Annotated in this window: 14 protein-coding genes; 2 read left to right on the plus strand and 12 right to left on the minus strand. The window is 69.5% G+C overall.

The features are described 5' to 3' along the window. Position 1 precedes the first annotated feature (1 nt). The 8 genes from ACODT0_RS36855 to ACODT0_RS36890 form a co-directional block, all read right to left on the minus strand. Positions 2 to 1,024, minus strand: a complete 1,023-nt coding sequence (locus ACODT0_RS36855; RefSeq protein ID WP_413765114.1) for an ABC transporter permease — start codon at positions 1,022 to 1,024, stop codon at positions 2 to 4. Then, on the minus strand, positions 1,021 to 3,609 hold the full coding sequence (locus ACODT0_RS36860; RefSeq protein WP_489043577.1) for an ATP-binding cassette domain-containing protein: 2,589 nt from the start codon (positions 3,607 to 3,609) through the stop codon (positions 1,021 to 1,023). The genes ACODT0_RS36855 and ACODT0_RS36860 overlap by 4 nt, the downstream gene beginning before the upstream one ends. 20 nt (positions 3,610 to 3,629) lie before the next feature. Further along, positions 3,630 to 4,619, minus strand: coding sequence for an AraC family transcriptional regulator (locus ACODT0_RS36865; protein WP_489043578.1), 990 nt, complete (start codon positions 4,617 to 4,619; stop codon positions 3,630 to 3,632). After that, positions 4,616 to 6,160, minus strand: a complete 1,545-nt coding sequence (xylB, locus tag ACODT0_RS36870; protein ID WP_489043579.1) for a xylulokinase — start codon at positions 6,158 to 6,160, stop codon at positions 4,616 to 4,618. The genes ACODT0_RS36865 and xylB overlap by 4 nt, the downstream gene beginning before the upstream one ends. A 40-nt stretch (positions 6,161 to 6,200) precedes the next feature. Next, positions 6,201 to 7,190, minus strand: coding sequence for a LacI family DNA-binding transcriptional regulator (locus tag ACODT0_RS36875; protein ID WP_489043595.1), 990 nt, complete (start codon positions 7,188 to 7,190; stop codon positions 6,201 to 6,203). A 99-nt stretch (positions 7,191 to 7,289) separates the two neighbouring features. Continuing rightward, positions 7,290 to 8,087 (minus strand): ATP-binding cassette domain-containing protein, encoded by a 798-nt coding sequence (locus tag ACODT0_RS36880; protein WP_261216354.1) that lies wholly within the window; start codon positions 8,085 to 8,087, stop codon positions 7,290 to 7,292. A gap of 2 nt (positions 8,088 to 8,089) precedes the next feature. Beyond that, positions 8,090 to 9,103 carry an ABC transporter permease gene (locus ACODT0_RS36885; RefSeq protein WP_489043580.1) on the minus strand — a complete coding sequence of 338 codons (1,014 nt, stop codon included), beginning with the start codon at positions 9,101 to 9,103 and terminating at the stop codon, positions 8,090 to 8,092. 120 nt (positions 9,104 to 9,223) lie between these two features. Continuing rightward, positions 9,224 to 10,279, minus strand: a complete 1,056-nt coding sequence (locus ACODT0_RS36890) for a sugar ABC transporter substrate-binding protein (RefSeq protein WP_489043581.1) — start codon at positions 10,277 to 10,279, stop codon at positions 9,224 to 9,226. Positions 10,280 to 10,484: 205 nt separating this feature from the next. Here ACODT0_RS36890 and ACODT0_RS36895 point away from each other — a divergent pair, with 205 nt between their 5' ends. Beyond that, positions 10,485 to 10,871: an ester cyclase gene (locus ACODT0_RS36895; RefSeq protein ID WP_489043582.1), complete on the plus strand. Its 387-nt coding sequence runs from the start codon at positions 10,485 to 10,487 to the stop codon at positions 10,869 to 10,871. Between the two features lie 44 nt (positions 10,872 to 10,915). Here the strand turns inward: ACODT0_RS36895 and ACODT0_RS36900 are convergent, their stop codons facing one another. From ACODT0_RS36900 to ACODT0_RS36910, 3 genes are read right to left on the minus strand one after another with little or no spacing between them, the layout of a single operon-like run. Continuing rightward, positions 10,916 to 11,554 (minus strand): ABC transporter ATP-binding protein, encoded by a 639-nt coding sequence (locus ACODT0_RS36900; RefSeq protein WP_489043583.1) that lies wholly within the window; start codon positions 11,552 to 11,554, stop codon positions 10,916 to 10,918. Positions 11,555 to 11,607: 53 nt separating this feature from the next. Next, on the minus strand, positions 11,608 to 12,408 hold the full coding sequence (locus ACODT0_RS36905; RefSeq protein ID WP_209547073.1) for a transporter substrate-binding domain-containing protein: 801 nt from the start codon (positions 12,406 to 12,408) through the stop codon (positions 11,608 to 11,610). A gap of 55 nt (positions 12,409 to 12,463) precedes the next feature. After that, the gene (locus ACODT0_RS36910; RefSeq protein WP_203207963.1) at positions 12,464 to 13,150 is read right to left on the minus strand and encodes an RraA family protein; all 687 of its coding nucleotides are present in this window, start codon (positions 13,148 to 13,150) and stop codon (positions 12,464 to 12,466) included. A gap of 97 nt (positions 13,151 to 13,247) precedes the next feature. Here ACODT0_RS36910 and ACODT0_RS36915 point away from each other — a divergent pair, with 97 nt between their 5' ends. Further along, on the plus strand, positions 13,248 to 13,973 hold the full coding sequence (locus tag ACODT0_RS36915; protein WP_413765107.1) for a FadR/GntR family transcriptional regulator: 726 nt from the start codon (positions 13,248 to 13,250) through the stop codon (positions 13,971 to 13,973). On the opposite strand, the gene ACODT0_RS36920 is transcribed toward ACODT0_RS36915, so the two are convergent. Beyond that, positions 13,964 to 14,806, minus strand: a complete 843-nt coding sequence (locus ACODT0_RS36920; protein WP_489043584.1) for an oxidoreductase — start codon at positions 14,804 to 14,806, stop codon at positions 13,964 to 13,966. The genes ACODT0_RS36915 and ACODT0_RS36920 overlap by 10 nt on opposite strands. Positions 14,807 to 14,925 lie beyond the last annotated feature (119 nt).

Genomic DNA, 14,925 nt, shown 5'->3' on the forward strand with positions numbered 1-14,925 from the left:
CTCAGGGAACCGGTCCTTCGATCCGGCGGTTGGAAAAGCGCTGGACGAGCCGTCGCGCGAACGCGGTGTTCGCCAGCCTGCGAATGCCGTTGCTCAGCAACAGCGAAAAGATCAGCAGGAAGCCGATGGCCAGGCCCTGCGCGTCGCCGCCGGTCTGGTTCAGCGCGAGCAGGTTGCGGATCAACGCCACCAGCGCCAGGGCCCAGAAGACGCCGCCCATGCGCCCCCTCCCGCCGAAGACGCTGATGCCGCCGAGCAGCGCGATGGTGATGACATCGAGCTCGAAGCCCAGCCCGTTGCTGGCGCGCGCGCTCGACAGCCGCGCGGTGAGCACCACGCTGGCCAGCGCGCAGACCAGCCCGCTCGCCACGAACATGCCCATGCGCAGCCGCGCCACGCGAATGCCCGTGTAGAGCGCCACGTCGGGATTGCCGCCGATGGCATAGATGCGCCGGCCGGTCGCGGTACGGTGCAGGAACACGGCGAAGACGGGAGCCAGCAGCAGGAAGGGAACGAAGATCCAGGGCACGGCCGTTCCGGGCACGTTGTCGACCCCGAAATCGGTCAGCAGGGCTGGCAATTCACTGACCGAGTCGGTGCCCAGCAGGATGTAGCTCAGCCCGCGGAACAGCGCCATCGTGCCCAGCGTGACCACCAGCGAAGGCAGCAGCAGCCGCGTGACGAGCAGTCCGTTCATCGCGCCGGCGGCCGCGCCCACCGCGAAGGTGGCGGCCACGGCGGCGGCCAGCGGCACCTCGGCGCGCAGCAGCAGCCCCAGCACCACGCTGCACAGGCCGAGGATGCTGGCGACCGAAAGGTCGATCTCGCGCGCGATGATCAGCAGCACCATCGGCAGCACCAGCAGCGCCTTCTCGGAGACGCCCGCCGCGATCTGCGACAGGTTGAACGAGGTGGCGAAGCCCGGCACGCGGGCCCACCCGTAGGCCGCCACCAACAGCACCAGCAGCGCGAGAAAACCTTCCCAGCCGGCCGCGCGGCCCAGCCATCGAACGAAGCGGTTCATGCGAGGCTCCTGGTCACGCGCCGGGGTTGGTTGGCGCGCCGCGTCACGACCGCGTCGATCGTGATGGCGGCGAGGATCGCGAGGCCGTAGACGGCCTGCAGCCACAAGGGATCGATGCGCAGCAGCACCAGCCCGTTGCGGATCAGCAGCAGCGCCACCACCCCCAGCACCACGCCGAGCACGGAGCCCGAGCCGCCGCGGATGGCGACGCCACCGACCACCACGGCGGCGATCACGGTGAGCTCGAAGCCGAAGGCGGTGCGCGAATCGATAGTCGCGTAGCGCGACGCCCACATCGCGCCGGTGAAGCCGGCCAGCATGCCGGCGATGCAGAACACGGCGAGCACGCGGCGCCCGATCGGGATGCCGATCAGCCGCGCGCCATCGGGGTTGGAGCCGATCGCATAGACGTCGCGGCCCACGGTCGCATAGCGCAGGCCGAGCGCCACGGCCAGCGCCGCGGCAAGCGCGAACCAGGCCGTGGCCGGCAGGCCCATCACCGCGCGGCTCGACACCTCGAGCCACGACGCCGGCACCTGGTCGGCGCTGACCTGGCTGCCGCTCGCGAGCATGCTGTCGAGCCCGCGGTACATCGCGAGCGTGCCCAGGGTCACGACGATGGCCGGCACGCCGCCATAGGTGACGATGGCGCCGTTGACCAGCCCGCAGGCCAGGCCCACGCCCACGGCCGCGCCGATAGCAGCGGCCGTGCCGAGCTCGGGATGCGCCCGCATCAATGCCGCCGCCACATAGGCCGACAACCCGATCACCGAGGCGACGGACAGGTCGATGTTGCGGGTCAGCAGCACCAGCATCTGCGCCAGCGCGACGATCAGCAGCAGCCCCGCATCCATCGCCAGCGCGCTCAGGTTGCTGGCGCTCAGCATGCGCGGGTTCAGCAGCGAGACGCCCAGCACCACGGCCGCGATGACCACGAGCAGGCCCAGTTCGCGCCGCGGGAGTGCGGCGGACAGCCGCCGCGCGGCGGTGTTTCGTCCGGCGGTGGCCACGGGGGTCGGCATCGCCACGTCGACGCGCGGCGCCGCCGATGCGGCCGCGCTCGCCCGCCCCGCATCGGTGGCCGCATAGATCACCGACTCCTGCGTGACCTTGGAACGGTCGAAGCTGCCCGACATGCGCCCCTCGCGCATCACCAGCACGCGATGGCTCATGCCCAGCAACTCGGGCAGCTCCGACGAGATCATCACGATCGCCATGCCGCCGCGCGCCAGGTCCGCCATCATGGCGTGCACCTCGGCTTTGGTCTGCACGTCGACGCCTTGCGTGGGCTCGTCGAGGATCAGCACCTTCGGGCCGGTCGCCAGCCACTTGCTCAGCACCACCTTCTGCTGGTTGCCGCCCGAGAGGTCGCCGATGGGCTGGTCGTAGCTGCGGTAGCGAAGCCGCAGGCGGTCCAGGTGCGGCGTGACCGCGCGCAGCTCGGCCTCGCGGTTCACCAGGCCCGCGCGCTTGACCTGGTCGAGCACCGCCAGGGTGGCGTTGGTGAGGATGCCGAAGTCCATGACCAGGCTCTGGCCCAGGCGGTCCTCCGACACGTAGGCGATGCCCGCCTCCATCGCCTCGGCGGCCGAGGCGAAGACGCGGCGCTCGCCGGCCAGCACGATGTGCCCGCTGGTGGGCCGGTCGATGCCGAAGAGCACGCGGGCGATCTCGGTGCGACCGCTGCCGACCAGCCCGCCGATGCCGAGGATCTCGCCGGCCTGGAGGTCGAACGACACGTCCTCGAACGCACCGTCGCGCCCGAGTTGCTCCACCTCGAGCACGACCGGACCGGCCGGCGGCGCGAGCGCCGGATACAGGTCCGCCAGCGGACGCCCGATCATCAGCCGCACCGCGCGGTCGTGCGGCATGTCGGCCACCGGCGCGACCTCGACGATGCGGCCGTCGCGCAGCACCGCCACGCGGTCCGACACGCGGTAGATCTCCTCCATGCGGTGGCCCACGAACATCATCGCCACGCCGCGGGTGCGCAGTTGGGCCACGACCTCGAACAGCCGGTCGACCTCGCGCGTGGTCAGCGCGGCGGTGGGCTCGTCCATGATCAGGACGCGAGCCTGCACCGACAGCGCGCGCGCCACTTCCACCAGTTGCTGCTCGGAGCTGCGCAACCGGCCGAGCGGCGTGCGCGGCGCGCACGACAGGCCCACGGTCTCGAGCAGGCGCTCGGCCTCGGCATGCATGCGGCGATGGTCGAGCGCGCCGAGCGGGCTCTTGAGCTGCCGCCCCATGAACAGGTTCTCGGCCACCGAGAGATCGGCGAACAGTCCCGGGTGCTGGTGCATCACCGCGATGCCCATGCGCTGGGCATCGAGCGGCGAGCGCAGCGTGACCGGCTCGCCGCCGACGTGCACCTCGCCGCGCGTGGGCTGGTGCACACCGGCGAGCAGCTTCACGCAGGTGCTCTTGCCCGCGCCGTTCTCGCCCAGCAGGGCCAGCACCTCGCCGGGCATCAGGTCGAAGGATGCATCGCTCAGCGCGACCGTGCCGCCGAACTGCTTGGTGACGCCGCGCAGTCCGGCCACGCCGCGGGGACTCCCCGTGAAGGGAGACGAAAGATCTTGCATGGAGTGCTCGCTGGTTGCGGCTATGCGCCGGCCGATTGGAGGAATGCCTTGTCGCTGCGGTACGCCGCCGGGGTCATCCCGCGAAGCCGGCGAAAGTGGCGGTTGAAGTTCGAGATGTTGTTGAACCCGACCTGGTAGCAGATGCTCGATATCTGCTGGTCGGTGTGACGAAGCAGGTGGCATGCCTTGGTGATGCGCGTGCGCGTCACGAACTCGACGAAGGTGCAGCCCATCACCCGGTGAAAGGAGCGCGAGAAAGTCTGCGCGCCCATGCCCGCGAGCTCGCCCATCCCGCCCAGCGTGAGGTCTTCCATGTAGTGCTCGCAGATGTGGCCGACCACCTTGTCGATCCGGCTCGACAGCCGTTCGGTGACTTCCTGCGATGGCCGCGGGAGCGCGCGGTCCATCGACAGCGGATGGCTCTCGGGCCAGGTCGCGAGGTAGCTCAGCAGTGCCACCAGCTCCGCGAAGCGCGCCAGGCCGCGGTAGGCCCGGATGCGGTGGAAGTGTTCGCGGATCTCTTCCCCCATGCCCGCGAACTCGATCCCGTGGCGTGCCTGCTCCAGCAGGCGCAAGGCCTCGCCCAGATCGGGGAACAGGCCCGCCGCCTGCCGCAAGGCATCGTCGCCGAACTGGATCGCCAGGCTTCGCACGGCCACGCCGCCCGCCGGTATGTCGTGGGAGACGAAATGGTGCGGCACCGAGGGACCGATCAGCGCGAGGAAGCCCGGCGCGAAATCGACGATCTCGTCGCCGATGTAGGCCTTGCCCCGGGTCTTGACGACCAGGTGCAGCTCGTATTCGTCGTGGTAGTGCCAACGGTCCAGCCGCGACGGCGCGCCGTGCACGAGGCAGCCGATGCCGCTGGATGGCGCGGTCTCGAAGCCCAGCGCCGGGTCGCGCAGCAGTGCGTGTTCGAAGGTGGCCTCGTGCAGCTCGCGCGGATGCGGTGCGCCTGCCGGCGCGTACGTGGCGCGGGCGACGGGGGCGAAGGCGGTGGCGATGCTCATTGCACGGACTCCATGAAGCGGGGAGAAAGCGCCTGCGCACGCGCGCCGAACAGGGGGGCCAGGGCGCGGTACATGTCGCGGAAACTCCGGTAGCGGGTGTCGAACATCGAAGCCAGCGCTTCGTCGGGCTGGTGGCGCGACACCACGCGCGCGGGCCTGCACACGGCCCGTGGGTCGTGGCCGAGCGCGAGCCAGCCCAGCCGCGCGGCGCCCAGCGCGGCGCCGAGTTCGCCGCCCGCGAGCCGGTGCACCGGCTTGCCCAGCACGCTGGCGAGCATCTCGGTCCAGTAGATGCTGCGGGCGCCCCCGCCGACGACGGCCAGGGAGGCGATGCGCGTGCCGGTCGACTCGATCGCGGCCATGGCATCGCGCAGCCCGAAGCACACGCCTTCGAGCACCGAGTGCCCGAGCAGCGCGGCGTTCGTGTCGTGCGACAGGCCGAAGAAGACGCCGCGCGCGTCCACGTCGTTGTGCGGCGTGCGCTCGCCCGACAGATAGGGCAGGAAAAGGGGCGCCTGTGCCGGATGCAAGGCCTGCGCGGGATGGCCCCCTCGTGCCATGTTGCCTTCGATCACGCGCAGCAACGCGTCTTCGTCGGGCTCGCCGACGACGCGGCTGATCCAGCGCAGGCAGCTCGCGCCCGAGAGCATCGCGCCCATCTGGTACCAGCGCCCGGGCAGCGCATGGCACCAGGCGTGGATCGATGCCGCCTCGTCGATGGCGGCGTGGCCCGTCACGGCCACGATCGATGCGCTGGTGCTCAGGTTGACGAAGGCGTCGCCCAGTTCGATCGAGCCGATGCCCAGGCCCGACACCGGCGTGTCGCCGCCGCCGGCAGCCACCACGACGCCGGCCGCCAGGCCGAGCTCGGCCGCGACCTGCGGCAGCAGCGTCGCGCCCGGCTCGATGGACTCGCGCACGCGCGGCAGTTGCGAGAGCGCGAGGCCGCTGGCCGCGACCAGCGGTTCGCTCCAGCAGCGCCGCTTCACGTCGAACCACAGCGCGCCCGCCGCATCCGAGACGTCGGTGGCGCGTTCGCCGGTCAGGCGCAGCCGCAGGTAGTCCTTGGGCGACAGCACGCAGTCGATGGCGGCGAAGCGCTCGGGCTCGTGCCGCGCCATCCAGCGCAGCTTGGGCGCGGTGAGGCCGGCCATCGGCCGGCTGCCGGCGATCGCCGCCACCTGCGGCACCGCGGCTTCGATCTCCCGGCTTTCCTTCACCGCGCGCCCGTCGTTGTGCAGCATCGCCGGGCGGATCGGCTGGTCGTCGCGGTCCAGCACGACCGCGCCGTGCATCTGGCCCGTGAGGCCGATGCAGGCGATGCACGGCCACGCCCGCGGACAGGCGTTGCGCAGGTCGGCCAGCGCCTCGCGCACGGCGGCCCACCACTGGCGGGGATGCTGCTCCGACCAGTCGGGCTGCGGACGGGAGATCGGCAGGCGCTTGTCGACATGGCCGAGCACCGTGCCGTCCTCGTCCAGCAGCAGCACCTTCACCGCGGAGGTGCCGAGATCGATCCCCAGCGAAACGTTCGTGCTCATGCGGGGATCACTCCCCGCATGGCGCGCCGGTCAGCGTCGGCTAGGCACAGCCACAGGAACGGCGCACCATGAAGGTCGGCGCCAGGCGAACGGTCTGCCGTGGACCGTCGGGCGTCTTGATGCGCTTGTTGAGCAGCTTCATCGCGCGCAGGCCGATGTCCTGCACCGGCTGCGCCATGACCGTGAGGCGCGGCTCGAAGTACTCGGCCCAGTCGAAATCGTCGAAGCCCACCACGGCCACGGCATCGGGGATGTCCAGGCCCGCCTCGCGGATCGCGCTGACCACGCCGATGGTCATCAGGTTGTTGGCCGAGACGATGGCCGTCGGCGGCTCGGGCAGCGCCAGCAGCGCCTTCACCGCTTCGCGCGCCGGCCCGATCGTCGACTGGCCCTCGCGCACCAGCGATGCATCCCATGGCAGCCCGGCCTGCGCCAGCGCGTCGCGGTAGCCCTGCAGGCGTTCCATGGAGGTCGAGAGCTCCGGCGCCCCCGAGACGAACCCGATGCGTCGGTGGCCATGCCCGACCAGGTGCGCGACCATCTGCGCGGTCGATGCCACGTTCTCCACGCCGACCTGGTCGAAGTCCGTCGACATGAGCCGGTCGACCAGCACCGTGGGCACGTTGGCTTCCTGCAGGTATTTCAGTGCCCGCCGCTCGGGATCGGCGGCCGGGGCGAACAGGATGCCGTCCACGCGGCGCTGGTGCAGCGTCTTGATGGCCCGCAGCTCCTGGGCCGGATCGTCGTGCGTGTCGACGAACAGCATCGCCAGCCCGAGTCGGCTGCACTCGGCTTCGATCGCATGCACCGTGCCCGAGAAGTAATGGTTCGACACCGCCGCGATCGCGACGCCGATCGTGCTCGAGGCCGAGCGCGCCAGCGAGCGCGCGAGGATGTTCGGCGTGTAGCCGACCTTGGCGATCGCCGCCTCGACGGCGCGCACCGTGTCGGGATGGACCACGCGGGTGCCGTTCAGCACATGCGACACGGTGGCTGTGGAGACCTTCGCCGCGAGCGCGACGTCGTTCATGGTTGGCAAGGGGAAGCTGCTCCTGTTGATCGCCCGGCGCCAAAAGCCGGGCGGACACGATTATTCCCTCGAACGGGGAGCTCCCTGGATGCATCGTGCTCAAGCCAGTGCCTCCGCGGGGAGGTCCTCGGGCCGCTTCGCACCGGTCATGACCGCGACCACGTCGCTCATGCCGATCGCGTTGGGGTTGACCACCGCGGCGCGGCGGCCGAGCCGCGCGATGTGGATGCGGTCGGCGATCTCGAACACGTGGGGCATGTTGTGGCTGATCAGGATGACCGGCAGCCCCTTGTCGCGCACGCGCCGGATCAGCTCGAGCACCATGTTGCCCTCCTTCACGCCGAGCGCGGCCGTGGGCTCGTCGAGGATCACCACGTGCCGCGCGAAGGCGGCGCTGCGCGCGACCGCCACGCCCTGGCGCTGGCCGCCCGAGAGCGTCTCCACCGCCTGCACCATCGAGCGGATGCCGATCTGCAGCAGCTTCATGTGCGCCTCGGCTTCGGCCAGCATGCGCTTCTTGTCGATGATGCGGAACAGCCGGCCCAGCAGGCTGTCGCGCAGCAGCTCGCGACCGAGGAACAGGTTCTCGGCGATCGTCATCGCGGGCGCCACGGCGAGGTCCTGGTACACCGTCTCGATGCCCTTGCGGCGCGCATCCATCGGCGACTTGAACTGCACGGGCCGGCCGTCGAGCAGGATCTCGCCCTCGTCCGGGATGGTCGCGCCCGACAGCGCCTTGATCAGCGAGGACTTGCCCGCGCCGTTGTCGCCGATCACCGCGAGGATCTCGCCGGCGCGCAGGTCGAAGTCGGCGCCGTCCAGCGCGGTGACCTGGCCGTAGCGCTTGACCAGGCCGCGCGCCTGCATCACGAGCGGGGGAGGTGTTCTGGCGTTCATGTTCATCCCTTCTTGCGCGAGAGTTCGTCGGTGGCCACCGCGAGGATCACCAGCACGCCGGTGATCAGCACCTGGTAGACCGAGGACACGCCCATCAGCGTGAGCCCGTTGCGGAACACGCCCACGATCAGCGCGCCGAGCAGCGTGCCCAGGAGGAGGCCGCGCCCGCCGAACAGGCTGGTGCCGCCGAGCACCACGGCCGTGATGGCGTCGAGGTTCTCCGTCTGCCCCGCGTTGGGGTCGCCCACGCTGGTGCGCGCGACGGACAGCAGGGCCGCGATGCCGTAGAACAGGCCGGCGACCATGTAGACGCCGAGCAGCACGCGATCGGTGGAGATGCCGGTCAGGCGCGTGGCCTCGGGGTTGTTGCCCACCGCATAGACATGGCGGCCGGGCCGCGTGTCGCGCAGCACCCACCCCATCAGCGCATAGAGGCCGAGCATGAGCACGGTGCCGTAGTTGATCTCCACGCCGCCCACCGACACCGTGCCGCCGAACCAGGTCAGCGGCGACGGAAGGTCGGTCACGGTCTGCGCGTTGGAGTAGAGCTGCGTGATCGCGAACGCGATGTTCATCGTGCCGAGCGTGACGATGAAGGCCGGCAGCCGCACCCGTGTCACGAGCAGGCCGTTGAGCAGGCCGAAGGCCACGCACACCAGCATGCCGCAGGCGATCGCGAGGTAGGGATCGAGGCCGGCGGCCGTCGCGAGCTTCGTCATGACGATGCCGCCGAGCGCCATCACCATGCCGCACGAGAGATCGATGCCGGCCGTGAGGATCACCAGGGTCTGGCCGATGGCGATGGTGCCGACCACCATCACCTGCTGCAGCACCAGCGAGAAGTTCTCGACGCTCAGGAAGCGATCGCTCTGGAACGAGAAGAAGGTGCAGGCCAGCAGCAGCGCGATGACCGGGCCGAGGGAGGACAGCCTGGGCAGGCGATGCCGCAGGCTCGGGCCCGGCGACGGGCCGGCCGTTCGGCCGAGCGACGATGAAGTGGGGGATGCATGGCTCATGGCGGCCTCGTGGTTGGCGGTGGTGCCCTGCGTGCGGCATGGCTGCGCCCGGCCGCCATGCGAGCCATGGCGGCTGGAGGAAGAAACGGGTGAACGGTGGCCGGGTGCTCGCGCGTGCGCCTACTTGGCGCCCCAGCACAGCTCCAGGCCGACGGCGCTGTCCTTGCTGTCGATGCCGGGCATCGGCTTGTCGGTGATCAGCGTGACGCCCGTGTCGGTGTAGCCGCTGGCCTTCTTGCCGGTCTTGGCGAAGGCGATGCCGGCCTCGACGCCGAGGCTTGCCATGCGCAGCGGGTACTGCTGCGAGGTCGCGTCGATCATGCCGGCCTTGAGGTTCTTCACGCCGGTACATCCGCCGTCGACCGCGACGATGACGACGCCCTTCTCCTTGCCCGCCTTCTTCAGCGCCTGGTACGCGCCGGCGGCGGCGGGTTCGTTGATCGCGTAGACGAGGTTGATGTCGGGAGACTTCTGCAGGCAGTTCTCCATCGCGGTCTGCCCGCGCGGCTGGTCGCCGTAGCTGTCGGCCATGCAGACCACCTCGGGCGCGGTCGACAGCTGGTTGCTCCTGGCATCGGCCACGCCGGGCAGGCCGAAGCCCGCGAGGAAGCCGTTGTGCCGCTGCGCGCCCACCGGGTGCCCGGGGAACAGGTCGATGGTCGCGATCTTCGCGGGCTTCCCGCCGAGTGCCGCCTTCGCATACCGGCCGATCAACTCGCCGGCCGTGTAGTTGTTGGTCGCGAAGAGCGCGTCGCTGGCCTCGATGGGATCGGTCGGGCTGTCGAGCGCGATCACCATCACGCCCTTGGCCTGCGCCCGCTTGATCGTCGGCACGATCGCCTTCGAGTCGCTCGGGGTGATGAGCAGCGTCGTGGCACCCGCCGCGAGCATGTTCTCGATGGCCGTGACCTGCCCGGCGTTGTCGTTGTCGAACTTGCCGGCGCCCGTGAGCAGCTTCGCGCCACCGGCGTCCGCGGCCTGTTTGGCGCCTTCCTTCATCTTCACGAAGTAGGGGTTGGTGTCGGCTTTCGTGACCAGGCCGATGACGGGCTGGGCAGCGAAGGCGCCGGGCGCCGCCGCGTGGGCGAACACGACGGCGATGCACGCCGCGGCGTGGCGAATCTTTATTAGCACTCGTGCCTCCTTGAAAACGGCATTCACCGCCGTTGGAGGCATTTTTCAACGACGTAAGCGCTTGCGCAAGCGCTTAACATTGCCAAATTCCTAGGGAAAACCAGACCATCGCGGGCTGGCAGGCACGGAATGAGAACTGCGTCACACCTTGAAGACTCGGGGAACCCTGTCGGCGCACTGCCGGCAAATGCGCCTTCTCGCCGCCAGGCACGCGACGCGGCGCATGCCGGCTCCTATGCTGTGCTGCATGACCGCCTCCGACCTCGCCATCTTCTACCGCCGCTACATCGACTGCCTCAACGCCCAGGACTGGGCGCGCCTGGGCGACTTCGTGCACCGGGACGTCCGGCGCAACGGCGTCCGGCTCGGCCTCGCCGGCTACAGGGACATGCTCGAGAACGACTTCGCGCAGATTCCCGATCTGCGCTTCGTCATCGACTTTCTCGTGAGCGAGCCGCCGCGCGTCGCGAGCCGGCTCGTGTTCGAGTGCACGCCCGAAGGCACGTTCATGGGACTGGCGGTGAATGGACGGCGCATCGCGTTCGCGGAGAACGTCTTCTATGAGGTCGTCGACCAGCGGATCCGCGACGTGTGGTCGGTGATCGACAAGGCAGCGATCGAAACACAGCTCTGACCGGGCACGCGATCTGTGGACCGCGCCGGCCACCGAGCGCTAGCTCATGGTGACGGCAGCTCGATCCGACCCGAAAGCGGTACGGACTCGATTCGCTCGGCGCTGGCGATCACGATCGCGCGGTCGGATCGGCCGGCGCTCTCGGAGAGGGCGCGCCACAGGCAGCGGATCGAGTTGGCATCGAGCGCCGCGGTCGGTTCGTCGAGCAAGGTGAGCGCGCGTCCCGATGCGAGCGCCGCCGCCAGCCAGACCTTTCGCTTCGACCCGGTGGAGAGCATGTACATCGGCTTCTCGAGATGCGGCGTCAGGGAGAAGCCCTCCACGAGCGCCTGCCACTTCGATGCATCGAAGCCTGGATCGCCGGCACTCAACGACGCGGTGCACTGCTTCGCCAGGACCTCGTTGAATGCATCGGTCTCCGGGTCGACGAAGAACACGTTCCCGGCATAGGCGTCCCGGTCTTCGTCCAGGCGCGCTCCAGCAAGGTTCAGTTGGCCTTCGCCGCGAACGCGCCCTGCCAGCAGCCGCAGGAGCGTCGACTTTCCGCTCCCGTCGTCGCCGTGGATCTGGGTCAGCCCGGCGCCGATGCTGGCGCTCCAGGCGGACAGGAGCGCGGGCCGGCCGGGGTAGGCGAAGCCCAGGTTCCTGACGACGAGAAGGGGCGAGACAGGCGCTGGGTTCATGCCTCGACCCTAACGCAAAACCGGCGCGCGCCGCGCCCGTCGGGTCGACGATCTCAGGACGCCGCAATCACCGGAAAGTCCGTCCCCAGCCACTTCTGATACAGCTTGTTGAGCTCGCCATTCGCGCGGTTGCGCGCGACGAACTCGTCGAGCGTCTTCTTCAGCTCGGCCTGGCCGGGCCGCATCGCGATGGCCATGACCTGCTCGCGCACGGTGAACTTCTTCTCGTAGGTATCGGGCGGCACGCGCTTGGCGATCTGCGCGGCCACGGTGGTGGAGCAGCCGATCGCATCGACCTGGCCCGAGATCAGCGCCTGCATGCCCGAGGCATCGTCGTCGAAGCGGCGGATCTCGGTACCTTCGGGTGCCATGGCGGTCAGCGCCACGTCCTGGACGCTCGCGCGCGCCACGCCGATGCGCCGCCCCTTGAGGTCGGCCGCGCTCTTGATGTCGACCTTCTTCGCGCCGTACAGGATCACGGTGGCGGTCGCATAGGGCGCCGAGAAGTCGACCTGCTTGGCGCGCTCGGGCGTGATCGCGAGCGAGGCCACGAGCAGGTCGACCTTGTTGGTCAGCAGGAACGGGATGCGGTTGGGGCCGGTGACGGGCACGAGGTTGAGCTTGACGCCGAGGTCCTTGGCCAGCAGCCGCGCGACGTCGGCGTCGTAGCCGTCGGGCTGATTCTGCGCATTGGTGGTGCCGTAGGGCGGAAAGTCCACGAGCAGCCCGACCGTGAGCTGGCCCTTCTTCTGGATTTCCGCGGCGCTTTGCGCCACGGCGGCACCGGACAGGCCGGCCATGGCGGCACCGGCCGCGACCGCCAGCAGTTGCCGGCGCGACATCGAATCGAACATCTGAGTCTCCTTGTGAATGGGCGGCGGGGTACGAGAGAGAGGCGAGGCGGTCCCGTCACATCACGCCGAAGGTTTCGAAGGCCTCGACCGTGCTCATCCCGTTGCGGATGGCGGTGCGCACCGCGTTCTCGGTACTGGCCTTCTCGAGCGCGCGGCGCAAGGCCTCGACCTCGGCCTCCTTCGGCACGATCAGCACGCCGTCCTGATCGCCGAAGACGATGTCGCCCGGACGCACGCGCACGCCCTGGATCTCCACCGGCACGCGGTAGTCGACGACCTTGCCGCGCGGGCCCTGGTCCTGCGAATAGCCGCCGAGCGAGAAGACCGGCAGGCCCAACTCGAGCACCTCGTTGGTGTCGCGCGAATAGCCGTCGAGCACCGCGCCCGCCGCCTTCAGGTGCTGGGCGCGTGTCGTCATGAGCCCGCCCCAGAGTGCGAACTGCGGCGCGCAGCCGGTCGCGACATAGACCTCGTGGGGCTTCAAATCGTCGAGCGCCTGGAACAGCAGTCCGAAGGGTTGCCGGCTCAGCGGCGTCTTGCCCTCGGGCTCGGTGCGCGCGAAGCAGTTGGTCTCGAGCACCGGCATCGCGCGGCCCGCGATCACCATCGAGCGCTCCACCGGCCTGATGGCGGGCGGCAGGAACTGCCGCAAGAGCCCCATGGTGTCGAGGATGTCGCCCACGACGGCGGGGAACAGCTTGGTCTTCATGAGCTGGAACAGCTCGTCATCGTCTTTCCACATGCTTGTCTCGTTCGTTCGGTCGGCCGGTAATCAATGGCCCGATTGAACGGGGCGCCCGCGTGGGTCGCAAGCTCTCACCCTATATGATAGGTAGACGATGACCGCCCACCCCTTCGTCCTGGACAAGCTCGAGCGCGTGCCGCTCTCGGAGCAGGCCGTGCAGAGCCTGCTGGGCTACATCGAGCGCTCGCGGCTGGCGCCCGGCGCCGCGCTGCCCGGCGAAGGCCGGCTGGCCGAGATCCTCGGCGTGAGCCGGCCCGTAGTACGCGAGGCGCTGCGCACGCTCAAGGGCATGGGGGTGGTCGACATCGCCAACGGCAAGAGCCCGATCATCCGGCGCGACCTCGACGCCACCGCGATGTCGATCTACTTCGCACGCGCGCTGCAGGTGCTCGACAACTCCACCGAGGACCTGATGGCCGTGCGCGCGGCACTCGAAGGCCAATCCGCGGCGCTCGCGGCCGCGCGCCGGCAGCCGGCCCAGATCGAGCGCATGACGGCGCTGGTGACCCGCATGCAGGGCTGCCTGCACGACCCGGCCACCTATGCGGCGCTCGACACCGAGCTGCACGTCGAGATCGCGCGCGCCAGCGGCAACCCCTTGCTGTGGCAGATGATCGGATCTATCCGCGCGTCGCTGGAATCGCAGTCGCGCCAGGGCATGGAGCGGCGCAAGACTCGCAAGAGCCTGCAGCAGGTGCAGGACGGCCATGCCGAACTCGTGGCGCGCATCTGCGAGGGCGACGTGGCCGGTGCCGCGGCTTCCATGCAGGCCCACATGGCCGCGGCGCTGCATGCGCTGCTGCGCGAACCTCAGGCGTGATCGGTCGAGCGCGTCACCGCTTCCCAGGCATCGATCTCTTCTGACATCGCCGCGAGCTTGGCGCGCACGAGCGCGAGCGCGTCGGTGCCCAGCAGCAGGTGCGCCGGCGGATTCGGCGCATCGACCAGCGCGAGCAGTGCCTGCGCCGCCTTCGCGGGATTGCCGGTCTGCGCCCCGCTCTTGGCCTGCCTGGCCTCGCGGATGGGATCGAAGAGCGCGTCGTAGTCCGCGATGCTGCGCTCCGATCGCACCATCGAGCGCCCCGCCCAGTCGGTGCGGAACGAGCCCGGCGCGACGGCGGTGACATGGATGCCGAAGCCCGCGACCTCCTTGCCGAGCACCTCGGAGATGCCCTCGAGCGCGAACTTGCTGCCGCAGTAGTAGGCGATGCCGGGCATGGTGATGAAGCCGCCCATCGAGGTGATGTTGACGATGTGGCCGCGGCGGCGAGTGCGCATCGAGGGCAGCGCGGCCTTGATCATCGCGACCGCGCCGAAGACGTTCACGTCGAACTGGCGTTGCATCTCGGCCAGACTGGACTCCTCGAGCGTGCCCTCGTGCCCGTAGCCCGCGTTGTTGATCAGCACGTCGATGGGCCCGTGCTCGGCGATCAACCGGGGAACGGATCGCTCGATCGCGTCGAAATCGGTGACGTCGAGCACCACGGCATGCGATCGGCCGGGCGCGCCGCGCTCGAAGGCTTCCTTGTGGCTTTCGCTCCTGACGGTACCGAGCACCGTGTGCCCCTGCGCGAGGGCGGCTGCCGCGAAGGCTTTTCCGAATCCCGAATTGACGCCCGTGATGAGGAAGGTTTTTACTGTGGTCTGTGTCATGGTCGGCTCCTTGAAGATCAGGCACCGATCGTAGAAATCGCAGCACGGTCGCGATATGCCGAGTCGCACACATGGCTTGCCTAAAACTGCAAAGCCGTGGACCCGGCGGCCCGGCTGTG

The organism is Variovorax sp. FG153 (assembly GCF_057809595.1).

Coding starts and splice junctions, on each gene's coding strand:
- ACODT0_RS36855 (WP_413765114.1), bottom strand. CDS start 1,024: ATGAACCGCTTCGTTCGATGGCTGGGCCGCGCGGCCGGCTGGGAAGGT.
- ACODT0_RS36915 (WP_413765107.1), top strand. CDS start 13,248: ATGACCGCCCACCCCTTCGTCCTGGACAAGCTCGAGCGCGTGCCGCTC.
- ACODT0_RS36920 (WP_489043584.1), bottom strand. CDS start 14,806: ATGACACAGACCACAGTAAAAACCTTCCTCATCACGGGCGTCAATTCG.
- ACODT0_RS36905 (WP_209547073.1), bottom strand. CDS start 12,408: ATGTTCGATTCGATGTCGCGCCGGCAACTGCTGGCGGTCGCGGCCGGT.
- ACODT0_RS36890 (WP_489043581.1), bottom strand. CDS start 10,279: ATGCCTCCAACGGCGGTGAATGCCGTTTTCAAGGAGGCACGAGTGCTA.
- ACODT0_RS36860 (WP_489043577.1), bottom strand. CDS start 3,609: ATGCAAGATCTTTCGTCTCCCTTCACGGGGAGTCCCCGCGGCGTGGCC.
- ACODT0_RS36880 (WP_261216354.1), bottom strand. CDS start 8,087: ATGAACGCCAGAACACCTCCCCCGCTCGTGATGCAGGCGCGCGGCCTG.
- ACODT0_RS36875 (WP_489043595.1), bottom strand. CDS start 7,190: ATGAACGACGTCGCGCTCGCGGCGAAGGTCTCCACAGCCACCGTGTCG.
- xylB (WP_489043579.1), bottom strand. CDS start 6,160: ATGAGCACGAACGTTTCGCTGGGGATCGATCTCGGCACCTCCGCGGTG.
- ACODT0_RS36910 (WP_203207963.1), bottom strand. CDS start 13,150: ATGTGGAAAGACGATGACGAGCTGTTCCAGCTCATGAAGACCAAGCTG.
- ACODT0_RS36865 (WP_489043578.1), bottom strand. CDS start 4,619: ATGAGCATCGCCACCGCCTTCGCCCCCGTCGCCCGCGCCACGTACGCG.
- ACODT0_RS36885 (WP_489043580.1), bottom strand. CDS start 9,103: ATGAGCCATGCATCCCCCACTTCATCGTCGCTCGGCCGAACGGCCGGC.
- ACODT0_RS36895 (WP_489043582.1), top strand. CDS start 10,485: ATGACCGCCTCCGACCTCGCCATCTTCTACCGCCGCTACATCGACTGC.
- ACODT0_RS36900 (WP_489043583.1), bottom strand. CDS start 11,554: ATGAACCCAGCGCCTGTCTCGCCCCTTCTCGTCGTCAGGAACCTGGGC.